Annotated in this window: 22 protein-coding genes and 1 pseudogene; 9 read left to right on the forward strand and 14 right to left on the reverse strand. The window is 60.0% G+C overall.

Annotated elements, in window-relative coordinates:
* The first annotated feature begins 79 nt into the window (after window positions 1–79).
* Both ACSQ8V_RS28115 and ACSQ8V_RS28120 read left to right on the forward strand, forming a co-directional pair.
* Entirely contained in the window at window positions 80–1,150 is a 1,071-nt protein-coding gene (locus ACSQ8V_RS28115) for an ornithine cyclodeaminase (protein WP_436207875.1), read from the forward strand.
* 143 nt (window positions 1,151–1,293) lie between these two features.
* Window positions 1,294–2,211, forward strand: a complete 918-nt coding sequence (locus tag ACSQ8V_RS28120; RefSeq protein WP_213764215.1) for a LysR substrate-binding domain-containing protein — start codon at window positions 1,294–1,296, stop codon at window positions 2,209–2,211.
* Window positions 2,212–2,248: 37 nt separating this feature from the next.
* Here ACSQ8V_RS28120 and ACSQ8V_RS28125 read toward each other — a convergent pair whose 3' ends face one another.
* Window positions 2,249–3,778, reverse strand: a complete 1,530-nt coding sequence (locus ACSQ8V_RS28125) for a serine hydrolase domain-containing protein (RefSeq protein ID WP_436207876.1) — start codon at window positions 3,776–3,778, stop codon at window positions 2,249–2,251.
* A gap of 235 nt (window positions 3,779–4,013) precedes the next feature.
* On the opposite strand from ACSQ8V_RS28125, the gene ACSQ8V_RS28130 reads away from it, so the two are divergent.
* A complete protein-coding gene (locus ACSQ8V_RS28130) occupies window positions 4,014–4,085 on the forward strand; it encodes a hypothetical protein (RefSeq protein WP_436208022.1) in 72 nt (23 codons plus the stop codon).
* Between the two features lie 324 nt (window positions 4,086–4,409).
* Window positions 4,410–4,637: a hypothetical protein gene (locus tag ACSQ8V_RS28135; protein ID WP_436207877.1), complete on the forward strand. Its 228-nt coding sequence runs from the start codon at window positions 4,410–4,412 to the stop codon at window positions 4,635–4,637.
* A gap of 47 nt (window positions 4,638–4,684) precedes the next feature.
* On the opposite strand, the gene ACSQ8V_RS28140 is transcribed toward ACSQ8V_RS28135, so the two are convergent.
* The 5 genes from ACSQ8V_RS28140 to fliD all read right to left on the reverse strand — a co-directional run bounded on the left by ACSQ8V_RS28140 (window position 4,685) and on the right by fliD (window position 9,131).
* Window positions 4,685–5,080: a hypothetical protein gene (locus tag ACSQ8V_RS28140; RefSeq protein WP_436207878.1), complete on the reverse strand. Its 396-nt coding sequence runs from the start codon at window positions 5,078–5,080 to the stop codon at window positions 4,685–4,687.
* A 20-nt stretch (window positions 5,081–5,100) separates the two neighbouring features.
* Window positions 5,101–6,003, reverse strand: coding sequence for a hypothetical protein (locus tag ACSQ8V_RS28145; RefSeq protein WP_436207879.1), 903 nt, complete (start codon window positions 6,001–6,003; stop codon window positions 5,101–5,103).
* 89 nt (window positions 6,004–6,092) lie between these two features.
* Window positions 6,093–6,386, reverse strand: a complete 294-nt coding sequence (locus tag ACSQ8V_RS28150; protein WP_436184814.1) for a hypothetical protein — start codon at window positions 6,384–6,386, stop codon at window positions 6,093–6,095.
* Between the two features lies 1 nt (window position 6,387).
* Complete coding sequence (locus ACSQ8V_RS28155) at window positions 6,388–7,248, reverse strand: hypothetical protein (RefSeq protein WP_436207880.1); 861 nt, start codon at window positions 7,246–7,248, stop codon at window positions 6,388–6,390.
* A gap of 308 nt (window positions 7,249–7,556) precedes the next feature.
* Window positions 7,557–9,131, reverse strand: a complete 1,575-nt coding sequence (gene fliD, locus ACSQ8V_RS28160) for a flagellar filament capping protein FliD (protein WP_436207881.1) — start codon at window positions 9,129–9,131, stop codon at window positions 7,557–7,559.
* 342 nt (window positions 9,132–9,473) lie between these two features.
* Here fliD and ACSQ8V_RS28165 point away from each other — a divergent pair, with 342 nt between their 5' ends.
* Both ACSQ8V_RS28165 and ACSQ8V_RS28170 read left to right on the forward strand, forming a co-directional pair.
* Window positions 9,474–9,647 (forward strand): hypothetical protein, encoded by a 174-nt coding sequence (locus ACSQ8V_RS28165; protein ID WP_436184817.1) that lies wholly within the window; start codon window positions 9,474–9,476, stop codon window positions 9,645–9,647.
* A 424-nt stretch (window positions 9,648–10,071) separates the two neighbouring features.
* A complete protein-coding gene (locus tag ACSQ8V_RS28170; RefSeq protein ID WP_436207882.1) occupies window positions 10,072–10,968 on the forward strand; it encodes a fructose bisphosphate aldolase in 897 nt (298 codons plus the stop codon).
* An 87-nt stretch (window positions 10,969–11,055) separates the two neighbouring features.
* On the opposite strand, the gene ACSQ8V_RS28175 is transcribed toward ACSQ8V_RS28170, so the two are convergent.
* From ACSQ8V_RS28175 to prpF, 3 genes are all read right to left on the reverse strand, one after another.
* Complete coding sequence (locus tag ACSQ8V_RS28175) at window positions 11,056–11,691, reverse strand: GNAT family N-acetyltransferase (protein ID WP_213764223.1); 636 nt, start codon at window positions 11,689–11,691, stop codon at window positions 11,056–11,058.
* 266 nt (window positions 11,692–11,957) lie between these two features.
* Window positions 11,958–12,290 (reverse strand): cupin domain-containing protein, encoded by a 333-nt coding sequence (locus ACSQ8V_RS28180; RefSeq protein ID WP_213764224.1) that lies wholly within the window; start codon window positions 12,288–12,290, stop codon window positions 11,958–11,960.
* A gap of 157 nt (window positions 12,291–12,447) precedes the next feature.
* A complete protein-coding gene (gene prpF, locus ACSQ8V_RS28185; RefSeq protein ID WP_436207883.1) occupies window positions 12,448–13,632 on the reverse strand; it encodes a 2-methylaconitate cis-trans isomerase PrpF in 1,185 nt (394 codons plus the stop codon).
* A gap of 352 nt (window positions 13,633–13,984) precedes the next feature.
* Here prpF and ACSQ8V_RS28190 point away from each other — a divergent pair, with 352 nt between their 5' ends.
* Window positions 13,985–14,659 (forward strand): HAD family hydrolase, encoded by a 675-nt coding sequence (locus tag ACSQ8V_RS28190; RefSeq protein ID WP_213764225.1) that lies wholly within the window; start codon window positions 13,985–13,987, stop codon window positions 14,657–14,659.
* A 43-nt stretch (window positions 14,660–14,702) separates the two neighbouring features.
* Window positions 14,703–14,813: pseudogene (locus ACSQ8V_RS28195) on the forward strand (DUF4148 domain-containing protein); the annotation flags it as partial.
* 151 nt (window positions 14,814–14,964) lie between these two features.
* On the opposite strand, the gene ACSQ8V_RS28200 reads toward ACSQ8V_RS28195, so the two are convergent.
* The 4 genes from ACSQ8V_RS28200 to ACSQ8V_RS28215 all read right to left on the reverse strand — a co-directional run bounded on the left by ACSQ8V_RS28200 (window position 14,965) and on the right by ACSQ8V_RS28215 (window position 20,820).
* Entirely contained in the window at window positions 14,965–16,368 is a 1,404-nt protein-coding gene (locus ACSQ8V_RS28200) for a methyl-accepting chemotaxis protein (protein ID WP_436207884.1), read from the reverse strand.
* A gap of 206 nt (window positions 16,369–16,574) precedes the next feature.
* Window positions 16,575–17,237, reverse strand: a complete 663-nt coding sequence (locus tag ACSQ8V_RS28205) for a glutathione S-transferase family protein (protein ID WP_436207885.1) — start codon at window positions 17,235–17,237, stop codon at window positions 16,575–16,577.
* A gap of 176 nt (window positions 17,238–17,413) precedes the next feature.
* Complete coding sequence (locus ACSQ8V_RS28210; protein WP_436207886.1) at window positions 17,414–19,564, reverse strand: tetratricopeptide repeat protein; 2,151 nt, start codon at window positions 19,562–19,564, stop codon at window positions 17,414–17,416.
* A 440-nt stretch (window positions 19,565–20,004) separates the two neighbouring features.
* The gene (locus ACSQ8V_RS28215; protein WP_436207887.1) at window positions 20,005–20,820 is read right to left on the reverse strand and encodes an SDR family NAD(P)-dependent oxidoreductase; all 816 of its coding nucleotides are present in this window, start codon (window positions 20,818–20,820) and stop codon (window positions 20,005–20,007) included.
* A gap of 147 nt (window positions 20,821–20,967) precedes the next feature.
* Here ACSQ8V_RS28215 and ACSQ8V_RS28220 point away from each other — a divergent pair, with 147 nt between their 5' ends.
* The gene (locus tag ACSQ8V_RS28220) at window positions 20,968–21,909 is read left to right on the forward strand and encodes a GlxA family transcriptional regulator (protein WP_436207888.1); all 942 of its coding nucleotides are present in this window, start codon (window positions 20,968–20,970) and stop codon (window positions 21,907–21,909) included.
* A 111-nt stretch (window positions 21,910–22,020) separates the two neighbouring features.
* Here ACSQ8V_RS28220 and ACSQ8V_RS28225 read toward each other — a convergent pair whose 3' ends face one another.
* The gene (locus tag ACSQ8V_RS28225) at window positions 22,021–22,287 is read right to left on the reverse strand and encodes a hypothetical protein (protein WP_436184824.1); all 267 of its coding nucleotides are present in this window, start codon (window positions 22,285–22,287) and stop codon (window positions 22,021–22,023) included.
* Between the last annotated feature and the right edge of the window lie 154 nt (window positions 22,288–22,441).

Raw genomic sequence — 22,441 nt, forward strand, 5'->3', positions numbered from 1 at the left:
TCCGAACCCGGTAAAACGCAACGCACTTCAACACACCCATGTAGCCCCTCAAGTTCATTTCATCGTTCAGGAACGCACCATGACTCGATATATCGACGTCAACGACATCAGGCAACTGCTTCGCACCATCGGCCCGGAAACCTTCATCCACACCCTTGCCGACTACATCCGCGCCGACTACCTGCGCTGGCCCGAGTTCGACAAGTCACCTCGCACTGCAGCGCATTCGCCCGAGGGTGTCATTGAACTGATGCCCGTTGCCGATCACGCGCTCTACGGCTTCAAGTACGTGAACGGGCATCCCAACAATACCCGCGCCAACATGCTGACCGTGATGGCGTTCGGCGTACTCGCCGACGTTGCCACCGGTTTCCCCCTGCTCCTCAGCGAGTTCACCATCATGACGGCGCTGCGCACGGCGGCCACCTCCGCGCTCGCCGCAAGTGTCCTTGCGCGGCCGGGATCGAAGTCGATGGCATTGATCGGCAATGGCGCGCAAAGCGAGTTCCAGGCGCTGGCGTTCAAGAATATGCTGGGCATCGAGCATATTCGCGTTTTCGACACGGACCCTGCCGCTACCGAGAAACTCATTCGCAACCTCTCCGGCATCAAGGGACTGACGCTCACGCGCGCGGCGTCGATACGCGAGGCCGTACAAGGCGCCGATATTGTCACCACCGTGACCGCCGATAAAACCAACGCGACCATTCTCACGCCCGACATGATTGAAGCGGGGATGCATATCAACGCCGTGGGCGGTGACTGTCCCGGCAAGACCGAGTTGCATGCCGACGTGCTGAACGGCGCCCGCGTGATGGTGGAGTTCGAACCGCAGACACGCATAGAAGGCGACATCCAGCAGCTTCCCGCCGACTCGCCCGTGATCGAGTTCTGGCGCGTGCTGGCCGGTGAAGTGCAAGGCCGCGAATCAGATGCACAGGTGACCGTATTCGATTCAGTCGGGTTCGCGCTGGAAGACTTTTCGGCGCTGCGTTACCTGAATGATCTCGTGCGTGCCGAGGGAATTGGCACGCGGATCGACCTGATCGCGCAGCCGTCGAACTGCAAGGACCTCTACTCGCTCGCGGCATCGCCCAGCTCTGCTTCTCAAAGCGACGAACGCGTACACGGTCTCTTTCAGGCTGCCTGAGGTATCGGGGCATCGGGGCATCGGGATTCAGCGGTACACGTTGGCTTTCTGGACGGCTATGCTTGGCACAAGCCGAACGCATCGCTCCGGCCCGCATGGCATAGGACGGGGCGAGCGTTGCACTTATTCCAGAGGGTTTTTTCATGACGTTGATCCAGCTCCGGGTGTTTTGCGCGGTCGTGGAGCAAGGCAGCTTCCGTGCTGCCGCAAGAGCGCTCGACATCGGGCAAAGCACCCTCACGCAAGCTATCCAGAGCCTTGAAGCCGAGCTTGGCGTGACGCTGCTGAACCGTTCGCATCAGGGTATCAGCGTGACCAGCCTGGGCGAGACCTTCCTCATTCGCGCGAACGCGATCATTCGTGATTGCGAACGCGCGATGCAGGACATGCAGCAGTCGTCGGGGGAACCCGAAGGACAGATCGCGCTCGGTGTCACGTCCGAGCCGCTGGCAGAATCCCTGCTGCCGGTACTCAAGCGTTTTATTGCCCGCTTTCCGCGCGTACGCGTGCATGTGTCCAGCGGCTATTCGAAGATGCTGATAGAGAAGATCCGCGACGGCCGGCTCGACTTCGCGCTGTGTCCACTCGCGCCGCAAGTCAGCGATGTCGATCTCGACATAGAACGCCTCTACCGGTCGGTGCCGGGCGTGATCGCACGCAAGGGTCACCCCCAGGCGCATGCCACCTCCGTTCGCGATCTGAAGGATTGCGACTGGGTCAGCATCCGGCCGGCGGGAATTGTCGGTGGGGCGGAGAACCGCCTGACCAGCCTCTTTCGAGCAGAGGGACTGGGGGAGCCCAGGATCGTTGTTACCGCGGAATCGCTGCTGGAGACGCTGCACATTGTTTGCGAATCCGACTACCTGACCATCGAGCCGCGCGTGCTGGTCGAGTTGAAGCTGTTCTCGAATTCGATCGTCAACATCCCGATTCGTGAAGTGTTCGATCCACGCGATGTCTGTCTTATCAGCCGGCGGTCTTCGCCGCTGACCATGGTCGCGCAGGAGCTCGCCAGCATGCTGGTGTCCTATTCACGCCTGCTGCATGGCGCCGGTTCGTGACGCGTGCCATGGGCTTACTTTCCTTGTTGGTATCGGCCTAACTCGCGACTGAGCCGGTCAAATCCTCATGCCGCAACGCACCGCCGTTGATGTTCACTTCGCGCTTGAACGTGATTGTCTTGCCCGAGAATTCGCAGATCACCGTATCGCGAAAAGCGGTCTCGGGGAAGATCCAGGTCATTTGAAGGCGCGTGTCATCCAGCCAGCATGCACCGGCGACGACCGGACTGTTATGGAACTGGTAACCGTGGTGAAGATCGCTGCCGGGCATGTCGGTGCGGCCCTCCAGCCACCGGCCTAACCCGGCGGCAATGACATGTTCACCTTGCGCGTCGATAAGACGAAATACGCATGTCTCGCCGGTGAATTCGAATTGCAATTCGCTCACGCCCTGGTGGTTAGGCTGCATCAGGAAGCGGTCCGCCTGTCCGGGTGCGCGTACTCCATCCGTGACAGCACCGGCCCGTTGAAAAGGCTCTTTCCACGTTGCCGGGGCATCCGGACTTTGCCAGTCGGCAAGCCTCGCTTTGAGCCGCGCATCGCCAGAGGCGCCGTCTTCCATGTGATCGCCAATCTGATCACGAAAGGCCGCCGGAAAATACCGGTCGATATGCGAGAACAACTTCGCGCTGCCCTTGATTGCGCCGGTAACGGCAAGCGTTGCGCCGTGCAACGGGAACACCGTCGTCATCTGGACGAACTTGCCAATTGCGCTATATGTGCCATCGGGCCGGGTCCACCAGTGATAGCCGTATTTCACGGGCTCGCCGTGCGCCTTGGTTGCGGCAGCGACCCAGCTTTCGGGAAGCAGCCGCCGGCCCTCCCATACACCGTTTTGCGCATGCAGCACGCCGAGTTTCAACAGATCCGCGGTTCGCGCGATGAGGCCGTTGCCACCCGGATTGACGCCGTCCGGGCCGATATCCCAGGATTCCCCTTCAATGCCCATCGGCTCGAAGATTCGCGGCTTGAGATACTCATGCAGCGTCACGCCCGTCACGCGACTCAGTATGGCTGACAACATGTAGCTGGCAGCGCTCGTGTACAGGAACGCCGTTCCCGGTTCTTGCACGATCGGGATCTTGAAGAACTCCGCGATCCAGCTTGTGGTCAGTGATCGCCACTCTGCCCCGGATGTTTCGCCCGCGTGACCTACGCGCATCGTCAGGAGGTCTTCTATGGTCATCTTCGTCAGCCAGTGCTGGACCGGTTCCGCGATGACCTCGGGGAAAAACGAGACCACCTTATCGTCGAGCTTGAAAAGCCCGTCCTCGAGCGCCAGCCCGATCGCACAGGCGGTGAAACTCTTGACGATGGAGTGCAGGTTTCGCGGCCGGTCAGGCCGATACGGCCAGCGCCAGCCCTCGGCAACCACGTGGCCGTTGCGGTGAAGCATGAAGGCGTGCAGGTCGAGCCCGGCTGCTTCAACGTCGTTCAGGAAGGCGATGATGGCGTCGGCATCCACGCCGGCCACGGAAGGGTCGGCGCGCGTCAGGCCATCGGCTTGCTGAGCCGCGATGAGGTTCGCTTCAGACGCTGCGCCGCACTCCACGAAATTGTCCGGCATCGTCCTCTCCTGGTGTTTGAAAAATGGGGCTGGCTTTGAGCGTCGGCTCGGTTTGTAGTTGCAGCATCGCCGGGGTAAGACTGCACGCATCACGCGATGCTATGTGCAACAGCACTCTCAAGGAAGCCCGTTTCGACCGATCACTGACGGAAATCCTGATCACCGGTCGGTTGATTTCGCTCGCGCCGGTGGAGGGTGGCATGACTTCCGGCATGATTTCGTGTCGCGCTTGGTTGTGGCGGGCGTCCCAATCAACACCGTCCGGGACTTGCTCGGCCACGCCGACATTACGATGACGCTCCGCTAGGCGCACCTAAGCACCGATTGCCGCGCGGTGGCAGTCGAGATGCTTCGCGTGCATCCGGGACAACCCGCGCAAGCAGACCACTACGCGATGGCCGCGAAACGCCGGATTTAGCACGTTTCCGCTCACACACAGCCCTTCACGCGAAGGGCTTTTTTCGTCCGTCATCGGGAATGACCGCGCTTGGCCGCTAATTCCCGTACGTGCCCTTTGGGAAGCGGCGCAATACCCGCCGTACGCGTCAAACGTGGAGACTTTAACGCGCTACATTGAACCCCAAGCGCCACCGGCACACGCGAGCGCTTACTAACGGACGAGGGCCGCGCCATGACTGACACAATCCCGGAAAAAGTCGCTTACACCATCAATGAATTTTGTGCGCTCTATCACATAGGCCACACGCACTATTACGCGCTGCAAGCGAGCGGCGAAGGCCCGGTCGAACTTCGCGCCGGGCCGCGTAAGGTGTTGATAACTCGGCGCAGCACTGAAGCGTGGGAATGGCGTTTTGAGAAGCAACCCGCTAACGACGATAGCGCCAGCGACGCGGCATAGGCTCGCCACGCCGCAAGCAACGTGTAGGCGGACTACCTGAAGCCGCTTTACGCGACGTGTTCAAGCGACTTGCAGACTACAACCAATTCCGCGCCGATAGACGGCTCCAAGACAAGCACGGTCAATTTCTGCTGCCGTATCTCAATTATAAAGTGCTCGGCCTGTTCATCCGTCATTGTGTATTCCCAGCCCTCGCGGCTTGCTGCCCAATTGATACGTTCGCGGATATCGTTCGGTTGAAATTCCCTCTCTGACGAAATTAGCAAACGGGAAGTGACGTTCTGCAATCCCATCTCGCCAAGCCGAAACACCGATACTTCCTCGCAACAAACGACCGCCAATTCACCAGTCACAAGCTGAAAATCTAGCGTTAAGCGTCGCTCGGCTCGTGTGTATTGCAGGCCGATAAAATCTGCGTCATGGTAATTTTTTTTCGTGTTCATTTCGCTTTGTCTCTGCTGTGTTACCACGGGACGAGGGAGAAACTACGCCCTGTCTCGCGGTTGAGTTCACCCAATGGGCCGGGTGGCCCGTAGTTGTGCGCGTGCGGAACCCCTTGACCGTGATCGTGATCGAAGTCGAAATCGACAACAGGCGCACCGGTATCGCCATATAAACGCATTTGCCCACTTCCGGGGTTTGTGTACCAAGTTCCCGGCTCGCCACGATTAGGCGTTTTCGCAATGTCGAAACTATCGCCAAAGCTGGGCATATCGCCAAGCTCAAACGGCGAGGCATCGCCTAACGGCGTTGACCCGGTGCTAGCGTCTGTTACTTCGCCAAGTTCGAACGCTTGATCCGCTGAAGATGTGAAGGACGCAACTGACGCAAGCAAGGCCGATGCAGCGCGGGCGGCTATGTTTCGCGCGCCAGCCTCGGCTATCGTTTCGATGTGCTTTGGAAAGCCCGACTCGCTCGAAATCGCCGCGCGTTCGCGCTTCTCGATTGCCAGAGTTTCCGCGCGCCGCTCGGCGTGATATTGCGCTGACCACGCCTCGTAGTCGCGCGACGGCGTGTCTCGCCTCGTCTCGCGCGCTGGCGGGTCAAGCGTAAAGCCGCCGTTCTCGAAAACGCTGGTGGTCGCGCCCTCTTCCTCCATGACAATCACCGCGCCATCACGCACGTAAGAGAGCAACGTTTGAAGGGTTTCCCGTGCGCTTTTCGGGGATTTCGAATACCACGAGAAGCCTCCCTGCAAGAACGATTCGACGCGAGCCACAAGCAATGCATTCGATTCCCAAACGTACATATCGGCGTACATCAGCATAGCGCGGCCCGCTTTGATTTTTTCGGCGCCGTCGGTGAAGCTTCGCCCCTTGCGTAGCACGTACCGATAGCCGTTATAGCGGGTCAGTTCCGTTGTCATGCGGTTGCGTCTCCTTTGGTTGCAACGGGGCTACGCTAACGCACTTTACGCTGCCGCCATCCCAAAAAGACAGCCGGCAAACGGCAACGCTAATCAGGCGACGGATCAGCCGATCCTGCTATGCCGCCATCGGGCGCTGGTGTGACGAAAACATACTGTTTTAGTTCGGGGTGCGATACAACCAGCGCGGCGATAAGACTAGCGCCTAGCCGTCGTGCGAATTCGTCATCGAGACGATGGTTAAATTCATCCAGAAAAATCGGGAACGTAAGCTTTTTTATATCCAGCGCCTCGATCGGGGCGCTCTCCATATTCTGAATTTTGATCGCTTCGTCGTCCGGCGAATAGGACACGACGAGCGAGGTTGCTGCCAATGTGGTCATACTAAAATCCCCTGCACGTTTGATAGTCTTGAAAAGCATTTTGCTTGCACAGTGCCAGGCCGCGCATTCCGCTGCCCATCATGCCCGCGAGCGCATTACATATGTCCATATCCCTTTCGTACTGGTAGAAGCAATCCGCCTCGACTGACTCGCCAAAGCCGCGCGCCGCCATAGACAATACATCACCACTGCCCGTGCTCTTGATGAACTCAAACGGCGCGGCATCGCCTAGCGGGGTTGACCCGCCGCCGATGCCTGTTACCTCCCCTATATCAATTCCGCTTCCTGTCTCGCTGGGCCGTATCACACCCATGCTCGCCAGCGTCGCGAGCGCTTGAATACCGCCTACGAGCGCATCCAAGCGCCCGCCACCGCTCGAAACCGCGCTAACGGCGCTTTGTGCGTAAGATGCCGCACCTGACGCCACGCCGCCAAGCTCCCCGCCGTATCCCCCCGATTGCGCCGCCAAGCCCGAACGAGCAAGCGCGCCTGACCCGAACGCCTGCCTTGGCGTCATCGCACGCGGTCGATACACCGGCTCGGCTGGTGGCACTGACCCTCCTGAATACGACCCCGCGCGGCCTCCAACGGGATTTTCTACCACCAGAATATCGCCCCGTCGTATCCCGATGCTCACTTCAAACACGGTTGACGATGCGCTCTGCGTTCTGTTCGAAGTTCTTAGATAACGCTTCGCGTGTTTGATGAACTGTTCATTCTCAGCCAGACGAAAAGAGTTCACCCCATCGAACATCTCTTGAGCGGCCTTTGATTCGGCAAGGACTTCTGCGTTGTGTCTGTAAAAACACGCTGATTCCAGCTTGTACCGCGTGCCCCGATAGTGGAAATAATCGTCCGTCATCTCAGTTATTTTGTTGTTGCGACGGGTTGACGCTAACGCACTTTCCCGCGCGTCCATCTCAATAAAAGGACGGGCGCGGGCAGGTAACTTACATGGGACTTTGCATCAAGGGTTTTGCAGCAACGCGCGGATGGCATCGACGCGCCAGAAGACGGACCGAGAAGGCAAGCCGATGGCCCCCCGCGGTGGAACCGTGTCGATGCTCGCGGAGGCCGTCGCGCCCTTTGATGCGGCGGACACTTACGAGGAACACCTGGCGGCGCGGGAACCGCCGATAACATCGCCTGATATCGTCGCCACCTCCCCAATTAACCGCCCTTGCCTTTCGCCAGCGTGCCAGCACTGTCGGTGCCTCCGAACAGTTGCGTCAGGTACTGCGAATTCTTGTTCATCGTCGCCATGACCGTGTTAAGCGCGGTGAACTGCGCCTGGTACTGCTGAGTCAACTGGGCCGCGTAGCTCGCCAGGGTGTCTTGCTGCGTGCCGATGCCCTTGAGGTCCGCGTTGAGCGGGTCCTGGTTATTCGCAATCAGCCCGCCCTCTCCCAGGAATCCATTAAGGCTCTTTGTCATCTTCGCGGCCACGCCCGTCGTCGAATTGAACAGGGCCGCCATTCCCTCCGGATTGCTCGTCAGTTCGCTGGCCATCTTCGTACTGTCGGCGGTAAGCGTCCCGTCCTTGTTTAGAGCAATGCCGATTGCGCCGAGCGAGATGCTGGAGCTGCCGTTCTTGACGCCACCGCTGATAATACTTGCGAGCGTGCTCTTGATCGTGTTGAACATCGAGTTGCCGAGCAACGGGCCGCCTTGCGCGCCTTTGGCTTTCGAACTGTCGAAACCGGCAACCTGGCCATAGGTCGTGACCAGGGTGTTATAGAGGTCGACGAAGTTGTTGATGGCGGTCGATGCCGACGTAGTGTCCTGTGCCACGGTCAGCGTCTGCGGCGTGCCGGCAGGCACACCAATGGCCGCCGCAGTCAGGTTCAGCGTGACACCCTGGATCGCGGTGGTCACCGTGTTGCCTGAACTCGTGCCAGCCGTGCCGTCGATGGCGAACATGGCATCTTTGGCGGATTCGGTCTGCGTCCACGGACTGGCGGCCGACACCGACGCAATGGTCGACGGGTCCGCGGCGCTGGGACCGGCCGTGGATGTTACGCCGAGACTGGACAGCCCGGCATCGTCGGTCACGGTGCCCACTGAAACGTCAATCGTGTTCGATGCACCCGTGGCCGACGAACGCAAGATCAAGTGCGCGCCGTCCGTGCCGCTCACGACAGTTGCCGTGACACCGGGATTGCTCGACGACAAGTTGATCGCGCTCGCAATGCCACTCACGGTGTTGTTCGCCGACGTGATGTCGACGCTCATCGACTTGTCTCCGACCGAGACGTTCATCGTGCCGGTGCCCAGTGCGGTTGTTGCGCCGAACGCGGCCGACGAGAGCGTCTGCGCGCTGGCAATTTGCGTCACCGCGATGGAATAGCTGCCCGTCGCCGCGCCGCTGCTGCCGCTCGCCGTCAGCCCCGTGCCATCCGCAGTCACGGTGAACTGCCCAAGAGCAGTACCGTTCGACAGCGGCGCAATGCCCGCCTGCAACGCCGACAACCCGGCCTGCAAAGCACCGATCGCCGAGAGTTTGGTGTTGTCGTTTCGCTGCCGTGCGATCAGCGAGCCAGTCTGGCCCGCCACCTTCGCATTGACGAGGCTCGTGACCAGCGACGACACATCCAGTGACGCGTTGCCCGTCGAACCGCTGATGACGGACTGCGCGGCCGATGCCCTGGCCGCGTTGGCGGCAGCCGTCGTGTCGGCGGCAGTCGAGATGGCGTTGGCCGAGGTGGGTACGCTCGAAGCGCTGGACGCGCTGGAAATCGTCGACATTAAAATGCTCCGTACGTCAGGTTTGTTTTTGAGCCTGCATGAGAACCGCCCGTGGACTGCCCGCTGGAGGCAAGCGTCAGGAAGCGCGATGCGACATGGCAGCCGCGTGTTGCCCGGGCTGGACATCGTGTATTCACGCAGTCATGGTTGCGCACTTCCGCCACGGGTGAAACGGCGAGCAACGCGCGCCTCCCGCAGGTTCTTTCCAAATCTTTAAAAAGATTTCCACGCGTATGTCCAAGCGGCTCGAGTCAGTCAGTGCCCGACGCGACAAGCGATCCGCGGCGGTAACAAGGACCCGCTTCCGCCGCAGCTTGTACCGACGCAGCCGCTTTTTCGAACGTGAACCTGCCGATCACCCACGCGTTCCTGCTCGGCATACTCGAAGCTTTCACGGCGGCAACGTTCAGTCGCTTTTTGATTGAGGCACCGTTCTTGCGGCTCAAGGACCGTCTCGCGACCAGCCTTTCAGCGCAGTCCGGTGAGCAAGCAGGATCGAATGAACGCGCCATCTGAAGAAGTGCGGCCAAAGCCGGCGAAGTAAAATCGGCGCGCGCCTGCGTGCGTTTCGCGTAGGGCGCGTCTAAGCGATGCAACCGGTCGCACTGAATTGTGACGTCCGTTAGTTCGCTTTTACAAATCGCGATAAAACAGCAAATGGAAATAAACTTGCGGCTTTGAGGGCCGCGACCATAAGCGAACGAACTTCTGAAAATTCAACCGCTTATGCGGGAATCGAAGACGGGTAAACTGACGCGTCGCCGTTTCGGCGGCCGTATCCGGCAGTCGCCTGCCCGGTGCGATCGGGTAAAGCGGTCGATCGTCGTTTGTTTGTTTTCGAAGCTGACCCACCAATCCAGTACACTTATTACATCGAAAGCAATGGTCCAGACCAGAGATCCTTGGTCCGGTGTTTGATAGTTAAGAGGGAGAAACGTACGTGGCTAATGACAAGATGCTGGCGCAAATGAGTAACAAACCGGGGTTTATCGCGGCCCTCGACCAGAGTGGCGGATCCACCCCCGGCGCCCTGCGGGCGTATGGAATTCCAGAGAGCGACTACAGCGGCGACGCTGAGATGTTCAAGCTGATGCACGAGATGCGGGTACGCATCATGACCGCACCCGCCTTCACCGGTGACAAGGTCATCGGCGCCATTCTCTTCGAAGCCACCATGGACGGACAGGCAGAAGGAAAGTCCGTTCCGGCCTTCCTGTGGGAAGACCGTGGCGTCGTTCCTTTCCTGAAAGTGGACAAGGGGCTCGAAGCAGAAGCGAACGGCGTGCGTCTGATGAAACCGATCCCCGGGCTGGACGCGCTGCTCGAGCGGGCGGTCAAGCTGGGCGTGTTCGGCACGAAGATGCGCTCGGTTATCGACCATGCGTCGCAGGAAGGGATCGCGGCAATCGCCAAGCAGCAGTTTGAAGTCGCGGCGCAAATCCAGGCGCACGGTCTCGTGCCAATCCTGGAACCCGAGGTGTCGATCAACAGCCCGGACAAGGCGGCAGCGGAAACCATCCTCCTGGCTGAGCTGCTCAAGGGCCTCGCGGCATTGCCCGATGGCAGCCAGGTCATGATCAAGCTGACCATCCCGGACGTGACGGATCTCTATCGCCCGCTGATCGAGCACCCGGCCGTCGTCCGCGTGGTGGCGCTCTCCGGCGGCTACGCGCGGACCGACGCATGCACGCGCCTCGCGAAGAATCACGGCATGATCGCCAGCTTCTCCCGGGCGTTGATCAACGAACTCAAGAAGTCGATGAGCGACAGCGAGTTCGACGCAACGCTGGCAACGTCTGTCGATGAGATCTATCAGGCCTCGGTCGTAAAGGTCTGATTTTTAGGTTTCAACGCAGGTTTCAACGCAGCCTTCAAAGCAAGGTTTGATACAGGCCGCACTCGAAGCATGAGTGCGGCCTGTCTGTCATGCCGCGTGAGCAACCCTCGCTTGCGGCAGTTCAAGACGGCGCGACCACGTGGCAAGGTGGCGGAAAGCGACTGGCGGTTTGCTCAGAATCGCGCTGTCGTACAGCTTGCCCGCGAACCTGACGAAGTTTTCTATCCGGAAGCCCTGGCCCCGGTAAAACGCAATCAAATGTGCAGCGGGTTGCGGTGTATCCAGCGCAAGCTCAGCGTAACCGCGAATGGCGGCCCAGTGATCCGCATAGGCCAATAACGACTTCCCGATCCCCCTGCTCTGATAGGCAGGATCGACGCCGAACTGGCGAACGCTCGCAATATCATCCCGCCGATAAAACCCGCATAACGACTCGCAATCCTGTGCGTAAAGCGTCATGGTTCCAACCAGCCGTCCGTTGCATACCGCGACATAACAGTCGCCGCGCATGGCACGCGCGCGGGTAACAAGCGCGGACTGGTCAACGCATGTGCAATTAAGCCCCATGCCGCCAAGCCGCGCAAACGAGCGGTGCAGCATCAGGGTCAACTCATCGAACGAATCACACGCTGGATCAAAACGCCTCAGTACTACGCTGCCTACGCCCCGATGAACGTAGCTGATACGCGTGTGATTCTTCGTTGCTGTGCGTTGCTTCGACATGACACCTCCGGCCTCATCAGTTGCCAGAAGTGTAGGATTGCTCGTCGGTTGATAACAAGAAAAAATCCCGTAAATATTCGCGTTTTACGGCATATATATGCAGGCCGTTCAGGACTTTACGGAATTTTTATTTGCGATGGCGCAGGTCTTTATTTAAACGATGTAATGCCGAATGCGTCGGCATTGTCTCGCGGGCCTGAGGGTGCTTGCGCCCATCGATCTTCCGGTCCACTGCCTGCGCCAATTGCATCGTTTTACGCGAGCGCTCAGGAAACGCGTACGCTTTCCGCGTTCATTTTTTCGACAGTGAGATTCACCGATCGCGGAGTCAAAGGGCTGGTCCGATGCCTGACGCCGGCCGGTACGGTCAACATCTCGCCCGGCTTCAGCTCATATCGCGCGGTTTCCAGTTCAACAAGCAAGACCCCCTCGAGAACGATGAACACTTCGTCCGAGTCAGGATGGAAATGCCAGAAAAATGGCGCATCCATCACGCTAAGGTGAACCGCGTGATCGTTCACCTCAGCCAGGACCTGATTGAAGTATCCCGCTTTAGTCTGCGCCGCCACTGCGCTCAGGTTTATCGATTTAGCGTCCAAGATCGTCTCCTCCCTATCCACGCGGCGAAGTGCATGAGCCACGGCTTAAGATAGCGCGCGTGTCTGCCGCTAGTCACAAGCCTAACCATCCTGAACCAGCGCGCAAAGCGAGAAATTTTCACCGCGACGCGAGGTAAATTCACAAAGCGTCAACGCCTCAGTGCCTATCAGGATCAAGAGACGAAGGTACGAAGATGTGCCCTTCCATGAGCCGGCGCGCCGTCCGGCTCATGATCGCCTTGGTGACCACCCACATACCGTCACGCTGCTCGGCTTCTGCACCCACCGCCATTACGCCCGATGGATGGCCGAAGCGGATCCGGCCAGCCGTCTTGTTCGCCAGAAGCCGATGCACGACCGTGCCGGGAATCACGCCTGCAACCGCGACCGCGACCGCTCCGGTACCGGTCATGGCGTGGTGTAACTTGCCCATGGAGAAAATGCGTGCGTTGATATCGAGCGTCGCCGGGTCGACCGGCTTGCCGCTGGATGCCACATAGGCGGAAGGGGTCGCCACGAACGCGAGTTTCGGCGTGTGGGGCCGAAGGGTCGATGCTTCGTCCGCAGTCCGGGACAGTCCCATTCGAACAGCCGCATGCGCGCGAATTGCCTCGGCCTTCCGTAGCAAATCCGCGTTGCCGTTGATGTCCCGCTGCAGTTCGTTGCCCTTCAGCCCGAGTGTCGCGGCGTCGATGAAAATAGCGGGATTGCCGGCGTTGATCATCGTGAGTTCGATGACGCCGACACCCGGTACGTCGAGCGTGTCGATCGGATTTCCCGTGGGGAACATGCCGCCGCCGGCATCATCGCTGTCGTCTTCGCCCTCGCCGCCGGGGTCCAGGAACTCGATCCTGATTTCGGCCGCGGGGAAGGTCACGCCATCGAGTTCGAAGTCGCCTTCTTCAAGCACTGCGCCATCTTGCATCGGTACATGCGCGACGATTTTTGCATTGATATTTGCCTGCCAGATACGGACGGTAGCGGTGCCGTCGCGCGGCGCATCGACCAGACCCTGCGCGATCGCGAACGGACCCACCGCCGACGTCAGGTTCCCGCAGTTGCCGGACCAGTCGACGACCGGCTTGTCGATCGCCACCTGCCCGAACCAATAGTCGACGTCGCAGTCGTCCCTCGCGGACGGGCCCACGAGTACCACCTTGCTGGTGCTCGACGTAGCGGCGCCCATGCCGTCGATCTGCTGGCCATACGGATCGGGACTGCCGATCACGCGCAGCAGGATGCGGTCGCGCAGCGCCCTATCGGACGGGAGTGAATCCGCCCGGAAAAAGACACCTTTGCTTGTGCCTCCACGCATATAGGTTGCCGGAATCTTTCTTTGCACCTTGATCTCCTGAGATTGAGCCCGCGTGCTGCCGGGGCCGGTCGCTTTACTTCAAGCGACAGAGGAAAAACGGTCTGCGACGCAAAACCGTGTGAGGCCCCGAGGCACTACCTCAAGAATGATAAGCCTGTCTGGCGGTGACAGTTCCCTGTTAGTTAATGGCACAGCTCCCTCGCCCCATCCGCGATAAAGCTCGCCGTAAGGTTTGCCGGCTGATCCGCAAACTGTGAACGAGAACCAAACGAGAACCCGCAGCGTGCGGAACATCACGAGCGCATCAATGACAAGATTCAGGCGTACGCTGTCATAAAACTCATCACGTCGCCTGAACTTACCGTCAAAGGATCCCCTCATGCGAATCGAAACGTCATTCCTGTTCGACCTCGACGGAACGCTGGTCGACAGCGTGTACCAGCATGTACTTGCATGGAAAGAAGCGCTCGATGCGGAAGGTATCGAGCTGTCGGTATGGCGCATCCATCGCAAGATCGGCATGAGCGGGGGCCTCTTCACGAACCAGTTGCTGCGTGAAACGCACGGGGAGATCAGTCCCGAGCGCGTGGAGCGTTTGCGCCGCACGCATGCGGACGTTTATCAGCGCCTGCGTGCACAGGTTTGCCCGTTGCCCGGCGCACGCGAGTTGCTCGCCGCGCTCACCGAAGCGGGCACGCGCTGGGCCATTGCGACCAGCGGCCGCATGGAAACGGCGGCCGTGAATCTAGAAGCACTCGGTGTCGATCCGGCGAAGTCCGTGGTCGTCACGCGCGACGACGTGAAGTACGCCAAACCTGACCCCGACCTCTTCATTGCAGCGGCGTCGCGTCTGGGCGTGTCGATCGAGCATACCGTCGTGGTGGGCGACAGCATCTGGGACATGCTCGCCGCGCGGCGCTGCCGCTCGCTCGGCGTGGGACTGCTGTCCGGCGGATACGGAATGGATGAACTGGAACGCGCCGGCGCGCTGCGCGTGTACGAAGATCCGGCGGACTTGCTGCTGCATCTGGATGAAGTTGCTGCAAGACCTTAGGCCTTGAAGGCGAAGGGCCGCCAGCCAATGGGTTCCGCCGTATGGACAGGCCGTCGCACCGAAGACGCGTGCACAGGTCTGCCAAGCGCTTGTGCATGCAGAGCAGGATGGCCAGCTTGCTTATCTGGATGCCGCGCTTTATTCGCATAACTAAGCATGAAGGTATGGCTCTCGCGATTCCTGTCGGGCCTGCGAGACTCTAGCAGGAACCCGCTCAGTAAAGCGTTGCGCTGCCCAGCGGCAAACGAATCTGGTCGAAACGTCACCCATGGATCGTCAACGCGCGCTGATCAACCAATCGCCAATCAGACGCTATAAGCAAGTCGCAATCCGCCCCAATGACGGCCTGCGACCATGATCGGCGCGGACACGTCTTTCATCAGCGCATATTCCCCGGCACCCATATCGCGTCGATACGTCTGCAACAGGAACGGCTTGGTGTGCGACCCCGAGGCCAGGCCGGTACGGTCATTGAAGATGCGCCGGTTACGCGAATGAGCGGCGTTCCAGGAAGGATCGGAGCCTTGAGATTGCGAAAACTTCTTGTTGTGCGTGGGCAAGTAACCCTTGGTATCGACCGCTGCACAGAACACCACGCGTTCATCCAGCGCCAGCAAGGGCTCCTGGATTTCCGGCAGGATGCGATCGGCAAGCTGAATGTAGCGGGTCGTGAATTGCTCGGGATTGGTACCGGCAATCGGGTTATAGGCATGATCGAAAAGGTCCGCAGCCGAGATCTCACCGCGCGAAATGGCATGCTCGAATGCCCGGCCGATCTTCTGCGCGGCGGTCATGACCGCGTCTATAAACCGCGTATCGGGTGTCTCTATCCCCGCTTCCGCCGTCAACTCGATCAAGGTTTCGGACACGCCCAACAGCTTGCTCAACTGATCGCGCGCCTTCGTGAAGCTGCCGCTTGACTGCTCGACGCCTCCGACCATCTCGGAGACTTGAGACGCAAGCCCGCTGCATTGCTGGTCGATTGCTTCGGTCTGCAAAGCGATTTGCTCCGCTTCAACACTCAACTCAGTGATCGCTTTCCCCGTTGCCAATACAACGTCGCCGATCGCATGCGTGCCCTCCTTGACTCGCTGTGCACGTACCGCGCTGGCGGACCCTTCGGCCATCAGCAGATCGGCCTGACCCGACAATCTGGTGAGTGTTGTCCCGATCTCCGACGTGGCCTGCGCGGTCTTGGCGGACAACGCCTTCACTTCAGCCGCGACCACGGCAAAGCTTTTACCGGACTCGCCCGCACGTGCCGCTTCTATCGCGGCGTTCAAGGCCAATAGATTAGTCTGACGCGCGATGATCGAAATTTCTTCGGAGATCTTGCTGACGTCGCTCAATGACTCTCGCAAGGTCTCGATCTCCGCCGCCATCACCGAGACGCTGTCCACCAGGCTATGGATGTCTGCCAGCGACACCCTGACCGTCTCCTGGGACTGGCTGACGCCGGATGCGGCCTGATCTGCCACGATACGCATCTGACGCGCCGCCGCGGCAATCCGCTGGTTGCCCTCCATGGTCGACATTGCCGAACGCTGCAAGCCGTGGCACAAATCCGCCTGACGCGTAGCGCGGGCCGCCACTTCCTCGACGTGCCCCGATACATCGCAAATCTCGATACCCAGCTTGCCCGCATGCTCGGCGATCTTGCCGACCGCCGTCAGCGTGCGCCCGCGTTGTCCGAATCCGAAACCCGTCATCCCTTGCCTCCGGTGTTTTAATTTGCGTGGAATTCCCCGGCTGCGTCTCGACATGCCGGGTTCGCGAATTCCGCGTGACGTCCCTCGGTATATCGTCCGATTGCAGGAAAAACTAAAGGGGTGCGAGGCAACGGATGCGATACATCGGGTTTGCCCGGGGGTGCGGGCGACGGCTCGGCTCACCGGCTTCATGCAGACCGCCGGATTCAATCGCGATCGGCAGGCGCTCCCAGCGGAAACAACGGCCGATACGGCCGCGCCTCGTCAACCGCGCGCGCGAATGACGGACGCGCCAGCAGTCGTTGCCGGTATGCAATCACGTGAGGAAACGACGCGTCAATGCGATGTGTCCAGTCTGCATAAAACAGGAACGGCGCGGCGCCGCAATCGGCCAGGCTGAAGTGATCGCCAGCGGCCCATTCGCGCGCGGCCATGAGTCCATTGAGCCAGCCATAAGCGGTGTCGAGCATCGCGCGTGCGTCGGCCACGCCTCGTGGATCCCGTTCCGTTTGCGGCCGCAAGCTGTCGCCCACGATCTTCTGCTGCGGAGTCGAGATGTAGTTGTCGAAGAAACGATCCATGCCGCGAACTTCCATTGCGCTGCGGGCATCTTCAGGCAGCAGCGGCACGGGGCCCGGATGATACAGCCCCAGATGCTCAATGATAATGCTCGCCTCCACCACGGTGCGTCCACCATCCACGAGCACGGGAAAGCGATTCATTGGCCAGAGCGCCGTCAGCTCCGCCATCGCTTGCGGGTTCTCATGCGACAACGCACGCCATTCGAACGGCGTGCCATTCTCGTACAGCGCAACCAGGACCTTCTGGCAGTAAGACGAGAACGGATGGGCGTAGAGCTTTAATGTCATTGGATCACCTCGGGTTGAGAAAGGCTGGTTTCTCTAACGACGAACGAGGTTGCCGAAAATCGACATCCACTCTGAAGCATTTTAAAATCCCTGCCGCTGCAAGCGGTTTTCTTTACAAAGCTATTTCGGAAGCAGGGCTTATAGCGAAGCAAAGCGAACGCCGGGAAGTGTTCGCTTCATCCTGGCGGCAAATGACCCGGGCTTGAGAATGCCGCGAGACACGCCAGCCGCACCCGCTCGACAGCCGTGGACCAACTCTCATCGGCGGCTTGCCGGAACAGCCGCAGCGTCTGCGGATACCACGGCGAATCTTCGCGCTCGCGCATCCAGCGCCAGTCGATGTCTTCTCGCGGCAGCAACACCCAGCACGGCTTGCCCAGCGACGCAGCAATATGCGCCGCGGAGGTGTCCACGCAGATCACCAGATCGAGCTCTCCGATGATGGCAGCGGTATCGGCGAAATCGGTCAGGTCTGTCCCGAGGTGCAACAGCGGAAGACCCGCAGGCGGCGACTGTCCCTCTTCTTCTCCCTGCCCTTTTTGCAGGCTCACGAAGCTGACCCCGGGCACGCTCCAGAGAGGCGCAAGCGTTGCAAGCGACGGCAGCGAACGGTTGGCATCGTTGTGATGTTTGGGATTGCCTTTCCAGACCAGACCGATCTTGCGGCCGGGTGGAAGCGTCGCCAGCCGCGCGCGCCAGTGTTCGACGAGTAATGGGTCAAGCGTCAGGCGGATGGGATCGGGAATGGTGTCCGTGGTCGTGCGCAGATGCAGCGGCACGCTCATCGGGCTCGTCCAGTAGTCGTACCCAGAGGCCCGGCTTAGCGCGGCTTCGTGGTCGAGGACCGCATCGACGCCCTCCAAATCCGCGAATAACCGATGCAGCGCAGGCGCGCAGGCAAATGCGATATGGATCGCGCCCTGTGCCTTGAGCAACGAGAAGTAGCGGCCGAACTGGACCATGTCGCCAAGACCATCTTCCTGCCAGACCAGCAACGACTTGCCCGCAAGCGCTTCGCCTCGCCATCGCGGACACTGCAGCAGGGACTGCGTCTGGTGATGAATGAATCCCGGCTGATCGTAACGGGAATCGTAAAGCTGCCATCCCTCTTCGAATTCGCCCATGCTGAGCAGCAGCGTTGCAAGACTGACTTTCGCATCGTGATAGTCGGCACGGATCGCAAGTGCTCGCCGGAAAGCTGCCTCGGCGTCGGTCAGATTGCCGAGTTCCTTCAGCACGTTGCCGAGGTTGTGGTGCGCTTCGGCGAGATCGGGGCGAAGCGCAAGCGCTCGCCGGTAAGCCGCAACGGCGTCAGGCGAACGACGCAGTGCCCACAGCACGTTGCCCAGGTTGTTATGGGCTTCAACAATATCCGGGCGAATCAGCAGCGCGTGCCGGTACGCGGCCTCGGCCTCGGGCAGCCGGTCGAGCGTCTGCAACACGATGCCCAGGTTGTAGTGAGCTTCAGCATAGTCGGGCCGGACTGCGAGTGCCTGCCGGTAAGACGCCTCGGCTTCCGGAAGACGGTTTAGGGCACCCATCAAGGCGCCCAGGTTAAGGTGAGCTTCGGCGTAATCGGGGCGGATAGTCAGTGCCATCCGGCAAGCGAACTCGGCCTCGGGCAGGCGGCCTACTTCCTTGAGCACGTTCGCCAGGTTATTGAGCGCTCCGGCGTATTGAGGCCTGAGGATCAGCGCCTGCCGATACGCCGCCTCGGCTTCCGGCAGGCGGGCGAGTTCCTTGAGCACGTTGCCCAGATTGTTGTAAGCCCCCGCATCGGGCGATAGAACCAATGCCTGCCTGTAGGCACTTTCCGCTTCGTGCCAACGGCGCAGGTCATAGAGCACGATGCCCAGGTTGTAGTGAGCCTGCGGATAATCCGCACGGATCGCAAGCGCATGCCGGTAAGCCGCCTCGGCGTCATGCAGGCGTCCGAGATCGTAGAGCACCGCGCCGAGGTTGTTGCTGGCCTCTGCAAGGTCCGGGCGAATGTCCAGCAGTTGCCGATAGACAACCACCGCCTCCGTCAGAGAGCCAAGTCCCTTGAGCAGCATGCCGAGGTTGTTATAAGCATCGACGAAATCAGGCTTGGCCTCGATAGCCTGCCGCCAATACGCTTGCGCGTCGGCCAGTTGGCTCAGGCCTAGCGAAGAGACCGCCGCTATATTCAAGGCCTCCGCCAGCGCGCTTCCCGTCAAAGCCGGATGCGGGTCAAGCATCGGCTTAACCATCGACAACGCTTGCGCATAGTGTCCGGCCAGGCATAGCGAAGCAGCCGACTGATGCCAGTCCGCAGTGGAAGGTGCGCTTGTTGGGACAGTTGTCATGGGTCAATCGTCGAGGCTTGGGTTCAGTGGATGCTGCCGGGGTGCGATTACCTTTTTCACCCGGCATGGAATTGATGCGCCATGGTTCGAACGTCTGCGGGAAAGGGAAAGCGCCATCACATCACTGAGGTTACGACAGTTGCTATCGGCGTGACGGCGGGAAATGAGCGCATTGCTGCACGCTATTCGGAGGATGAGGGCGCTAAAGAGCGTTTAGATAGCCTTGGCGAGGTAGCGCAATAGCGCCTGGTCCGCGGCTTAAAGGTCTTGGTGAATGGCAATCGCCGGATTCAGCTTGGCCGAGTCGAAGCTTACAAACATGCTTAAGGATTCTTCGAAACAGCCCAATGCGCAGACGCACCATTTCGTTCTCCCTTCAAGAACGATCGTCTGCGCTTGAAGGGAACGCGTCGGCATCGGGTTGCTTACTACACGATCGCTTAGTGCTGCGCGCCGCTCGTTACGCCATAACGCGCCGCCGGCAGCCGACGCGAAAGGTTAGGCACCAACGCCTGGCGAGCCGCCTCGAACGTGTTCCAGTCGGCCGCTTCCGGCAGCGAAGGAATTGTGACCAGCTCGCCCTGATCGAGGCCAGCAAGCGCTGCGTCCACCATGTCTTCCGACGTCATCACGATACCCTCCGGCAGATAGCTCACCGGCGTGCCCGCAATGTCCCAGAACTCCGTGCTGGTTGCGCCCGGCAACACGGCCTGGACCCGCACGCCCTTCGCGCCAAGTTCATGGTGCAACGACTGTGTCAACGCGAGCACGTACGCCTTGCTGCCGCCGTACACACCGTTCAGCGTCTCCGGCGACACAGCGACAATCGATGAAATGTTCACGATCGTTCCGCCGCCACGCGCGACAAAACCCGGCACGACAGCCTTCGTCAAATGCGTGAGCGCGACCACGTTGAGCGTGATCATCGCGTCCATTTTGTCGATGTCCGAGTCCACGAGCGGCGCGGTCGCGCCCACGCCGGCATTGTTCACGAGCATCGTGATGCTGGAGTCATTACGCAGGACGTCTTCAATCTTCCGCACGCCTTCAGGCGTGCCCAAATCCGCGACGACAACCTCGAAATTCCGTCCGGTGGACGTTGTGAGCGTCGTTGCCAGCGCGTTCAGGCGGTCGCGATTACGCGCCACCAGGATGACGTCGTAGCCGCGTTCGGCAAGCCGTTTCGCGTAGATCGCGCCAATGCCAGTCGAAGCGCCCGTCACCAAGGCCGTGCCTTTGTTCGCTACATTGCTCATTTCCGTTCTCCAGTTTTTCAAGTGTTCCGGCGGAAGCGCCGGTGTGTGAACGGAATAGTAGAAGTATGAGATCATGTCCTCAATGACATAGATGCAACTTTTTAGGACATCAATCGGGAATTCCGTTCCCGGTACGCAGGAGGCCATGTGAAAACGATCGGAATCATTGTTTATCCGGACTTTCAGGTGCTGGGGCTGGCGGTCTCGACCGTGTTCGAATTTGCCAACACAACCGTCGGACAAACCGCGTACGAGGTGCAGTTGTTGTCGGAACACGGCGGCTCCGTGCGCTCCTCGTTAGGCTTCGGCATCGAGACCGCGAGTTTCAAGGGCAGCGAGTTCCACACCCTGATCGTCACCGGCGACAACATAGGCACGCCGCATTCGGCCGGCGTGGCGGCATTTCTTCGCGACGCCCTGAAGACATCACAACGCATTGCGGCGACCTGCACAGGCGCGTTTGTACTGGCCGAGGCGGGCTTGCTGGACGGCCGCCGCGCCACCACGCACTGGTACTACGCGCGGGCGCTTCAGCGCGCGTATCCGCAGGTCAGGATGGAGGAGGACCGGATCTTTATCGTCGACGGCCCGATCTGGACGTCCGCCGGTGCGAGTGCCGGGATTGATCTTGCGCTGGCGCTCGTCGAGAAAGACCTGGGTACGGAAACGGCGCGGCTCGTGGCGAAAAAACTGGTGGTTTATCATCGTCGCGCCGGTGGCCAGTCGCAGTATTCCGCGCTGCTCGAACTCGACGCGAAATCGGATCGGGTGCAGACCGCGCTGGCTTATGCAAAATCCAACCTGACCGCGAAGTTGTCGATTGAAGAGCTGGCGGAAGTTGCCCACCTCAGTCCGCGCCAGTTCAGCCGGGTTTTCACCGACGAAACCGGACAGTCGCCCGCCCGGGCCATAGAAAATCTGCGCGTGGAAGCCGCTCGCCTGATGATGGAAGCGGGACGGCATTCAGTCGATGTAGTCGCACGCGAGAGTGGTTTCGGTGATCGTGAACGAATGCGGCGTGCATTTCTGCGTGCGTTCGGGCAGTCGCCGCAAGCAATGCGGCGGATGACGGAATCGCAGCTGGTTTGATGAAGGGCCGGTTTTGCGCGGCGGATGGATCATGGACTGATTAAGGAGCCGTCAAACACGCTCGCTGAATCAACAAGGGTTGAGCTCGCGTCTTCATACCCTGGCTGGCGCTTATACCGCGGGCGCCAACTGTGTGAGCACGGTCGTCATGCTCATGACCTGCTGGTCACTATCTGAAATTCCCGCGTCGTGGGCAGCCTTGGCCAATTGAGCATTGGTTAGTCTGGCAAGGCCGTCGAAACTATCGCGGACAATTGTCGCAGTCGTGGCAGGGCTGGTCCGACGCTCCCACGTCTTGTCTTCGACAAGCCGTCGAAGCACGTATTCGCGAGCAGCCGTTTTCGCGGCAAGAATGCCGCGCGCTTGTTCTTCCGTCATGGTGTTCTCCCCGAGTTCGCCCTCGTTTTATAGCAACGCGGCGTGCCCCTGGCGGTTCGGAAGAACACACTTGGCTCAATTTTTTTCCGGGTGCGCTCCCGGGCAATGATCTTCTTCGGGTCACTAACCGTATTCCGCGTATTCCGGCTAACCC

It is taken from the genome of Caballeronia sp. LjRoot31, from assembly GCF_964253885.1.
Taxonomy (GTDB): domain Bacteria; phylum Pseudomonadota; class Gammaproteobacteria; order Burkholderiales; family Burkholderiaceae; genus Caballeronia.

Bases quoted from the DNA above. Each gene is read 5' to 3' on its own strand.
- ACSQ8V_RS28205 (WP_436207885.1), bottom strand. From the start codon at position 17,237: ATGACATTAAAGCTCTACGCCCATCCGTTCTCGTCTTACTGCCAGAAG.
- ACSQ8V_RS28215 (WP_436207887.1), bottom strand. From the start codon at position 20,820: ATGAGCAATGTAGCGAACAAAGGCACGGCCTTGGTGACGGGCGCTTCG.
- ACSQ8V_RS28200 (WP_436207884.1), bottom strand. From the start codon at position 16,368: ATGACGGGTTTCGGATTCGGACAACGCGGGCGCACGCTGACGGCGGTC.
- ACSQ8V_RS28140 (WP_436207878.1), bottom strand. From the start codon at position 5,080: ATGAACACGAAAAAAAATTACCATGACGCAGATTTTATCGGCCTGCAA.
- ACSQ8V_RS28115 (WP_436207875.1), top strand. From the start codon at position 80: ATGACTCGATATATCGACGTCAACGACATCAGGCAACTGCTTCGCACC.
- ACSQ8V_RS28150 (WP_436184814.1), bottom strand. From the start codon at position 6,386: ATGACCACATTGGCAGCAACCTCGCTCGTCGTGTCCTATTCGCCGGAC.
- fliD (WP_436207881.1), bottom strand. From the start codon at position 9,131: ATGTCGACGATTTCCAGCGCGTCCAGCGCTTCGAGCGTACCCACCTCG.
- ACSQ8V_RS28125 (WP_436207876.1), bottom strand. From the start codon at position 3,778: ATGCCGGACAATTTCGTGGAGTGCGGCGCAGCGTCTGAAGCGAACCTC.
- ACSQ8V_RS28225 (WP_436184824.1), bottom strand. From the start codon at position 22,287: ATGACGGAAGAACAAGCGCGCGGCATTCTTGCCGCGAAAACGGCTGCT.
- ACSQ8V_RS28190 (WP_213764225.1), top strand. From the start codon at position 13,985: ATGCGAATCGAAACGTCATTCCTGTTCGACCTCGACGGAACGCTGGTC.
- ACSQ8V_RS28175 (WP_213764223.1), bottom strand. From the start codon at position 11,691: ATGTCGAAGCAACGCACAGCAACGAAGAATCACACGCGTATCAGCTAC.
- ACSQ8V_RS28120 (WP_213764215.1), top strand. From the start codon at position 1,294: ATGACGTTGATCCAGCTCCGGGTGTTTTGCGCGGTCGTGGAGCAAGGC.
- ACSQ8V_RS28210 (WP_436207886.1), bottom strand. From the start codon at position 19,564: ATGACAACTGTCCCAACAAGCGCACCTTCCACTGCGGACTGGCATCAG.
- ACSQ8V_RS28135 (WP_436207877.1), top strand. From the start codon at position 4,410: ATGACTGACACAATCCCGGAAAAAGTCGCTTACACCATCAATGAATTT.
- ACSQ8V_RS28155 (WP_436207880.1), bottom strand. From the start codon at position 7,248: ATGACGGACGATTATTTCCACTATCGGGGCACGCGGTACAAGCTGGAA.
- ACSQ8V_RS28145 (WP_436207879.1), bottom strand. From the start codon at position 6,003: ATGACAACGGAACTGACCCGCTATAACGGCTATCGGTACGTGCTACGC.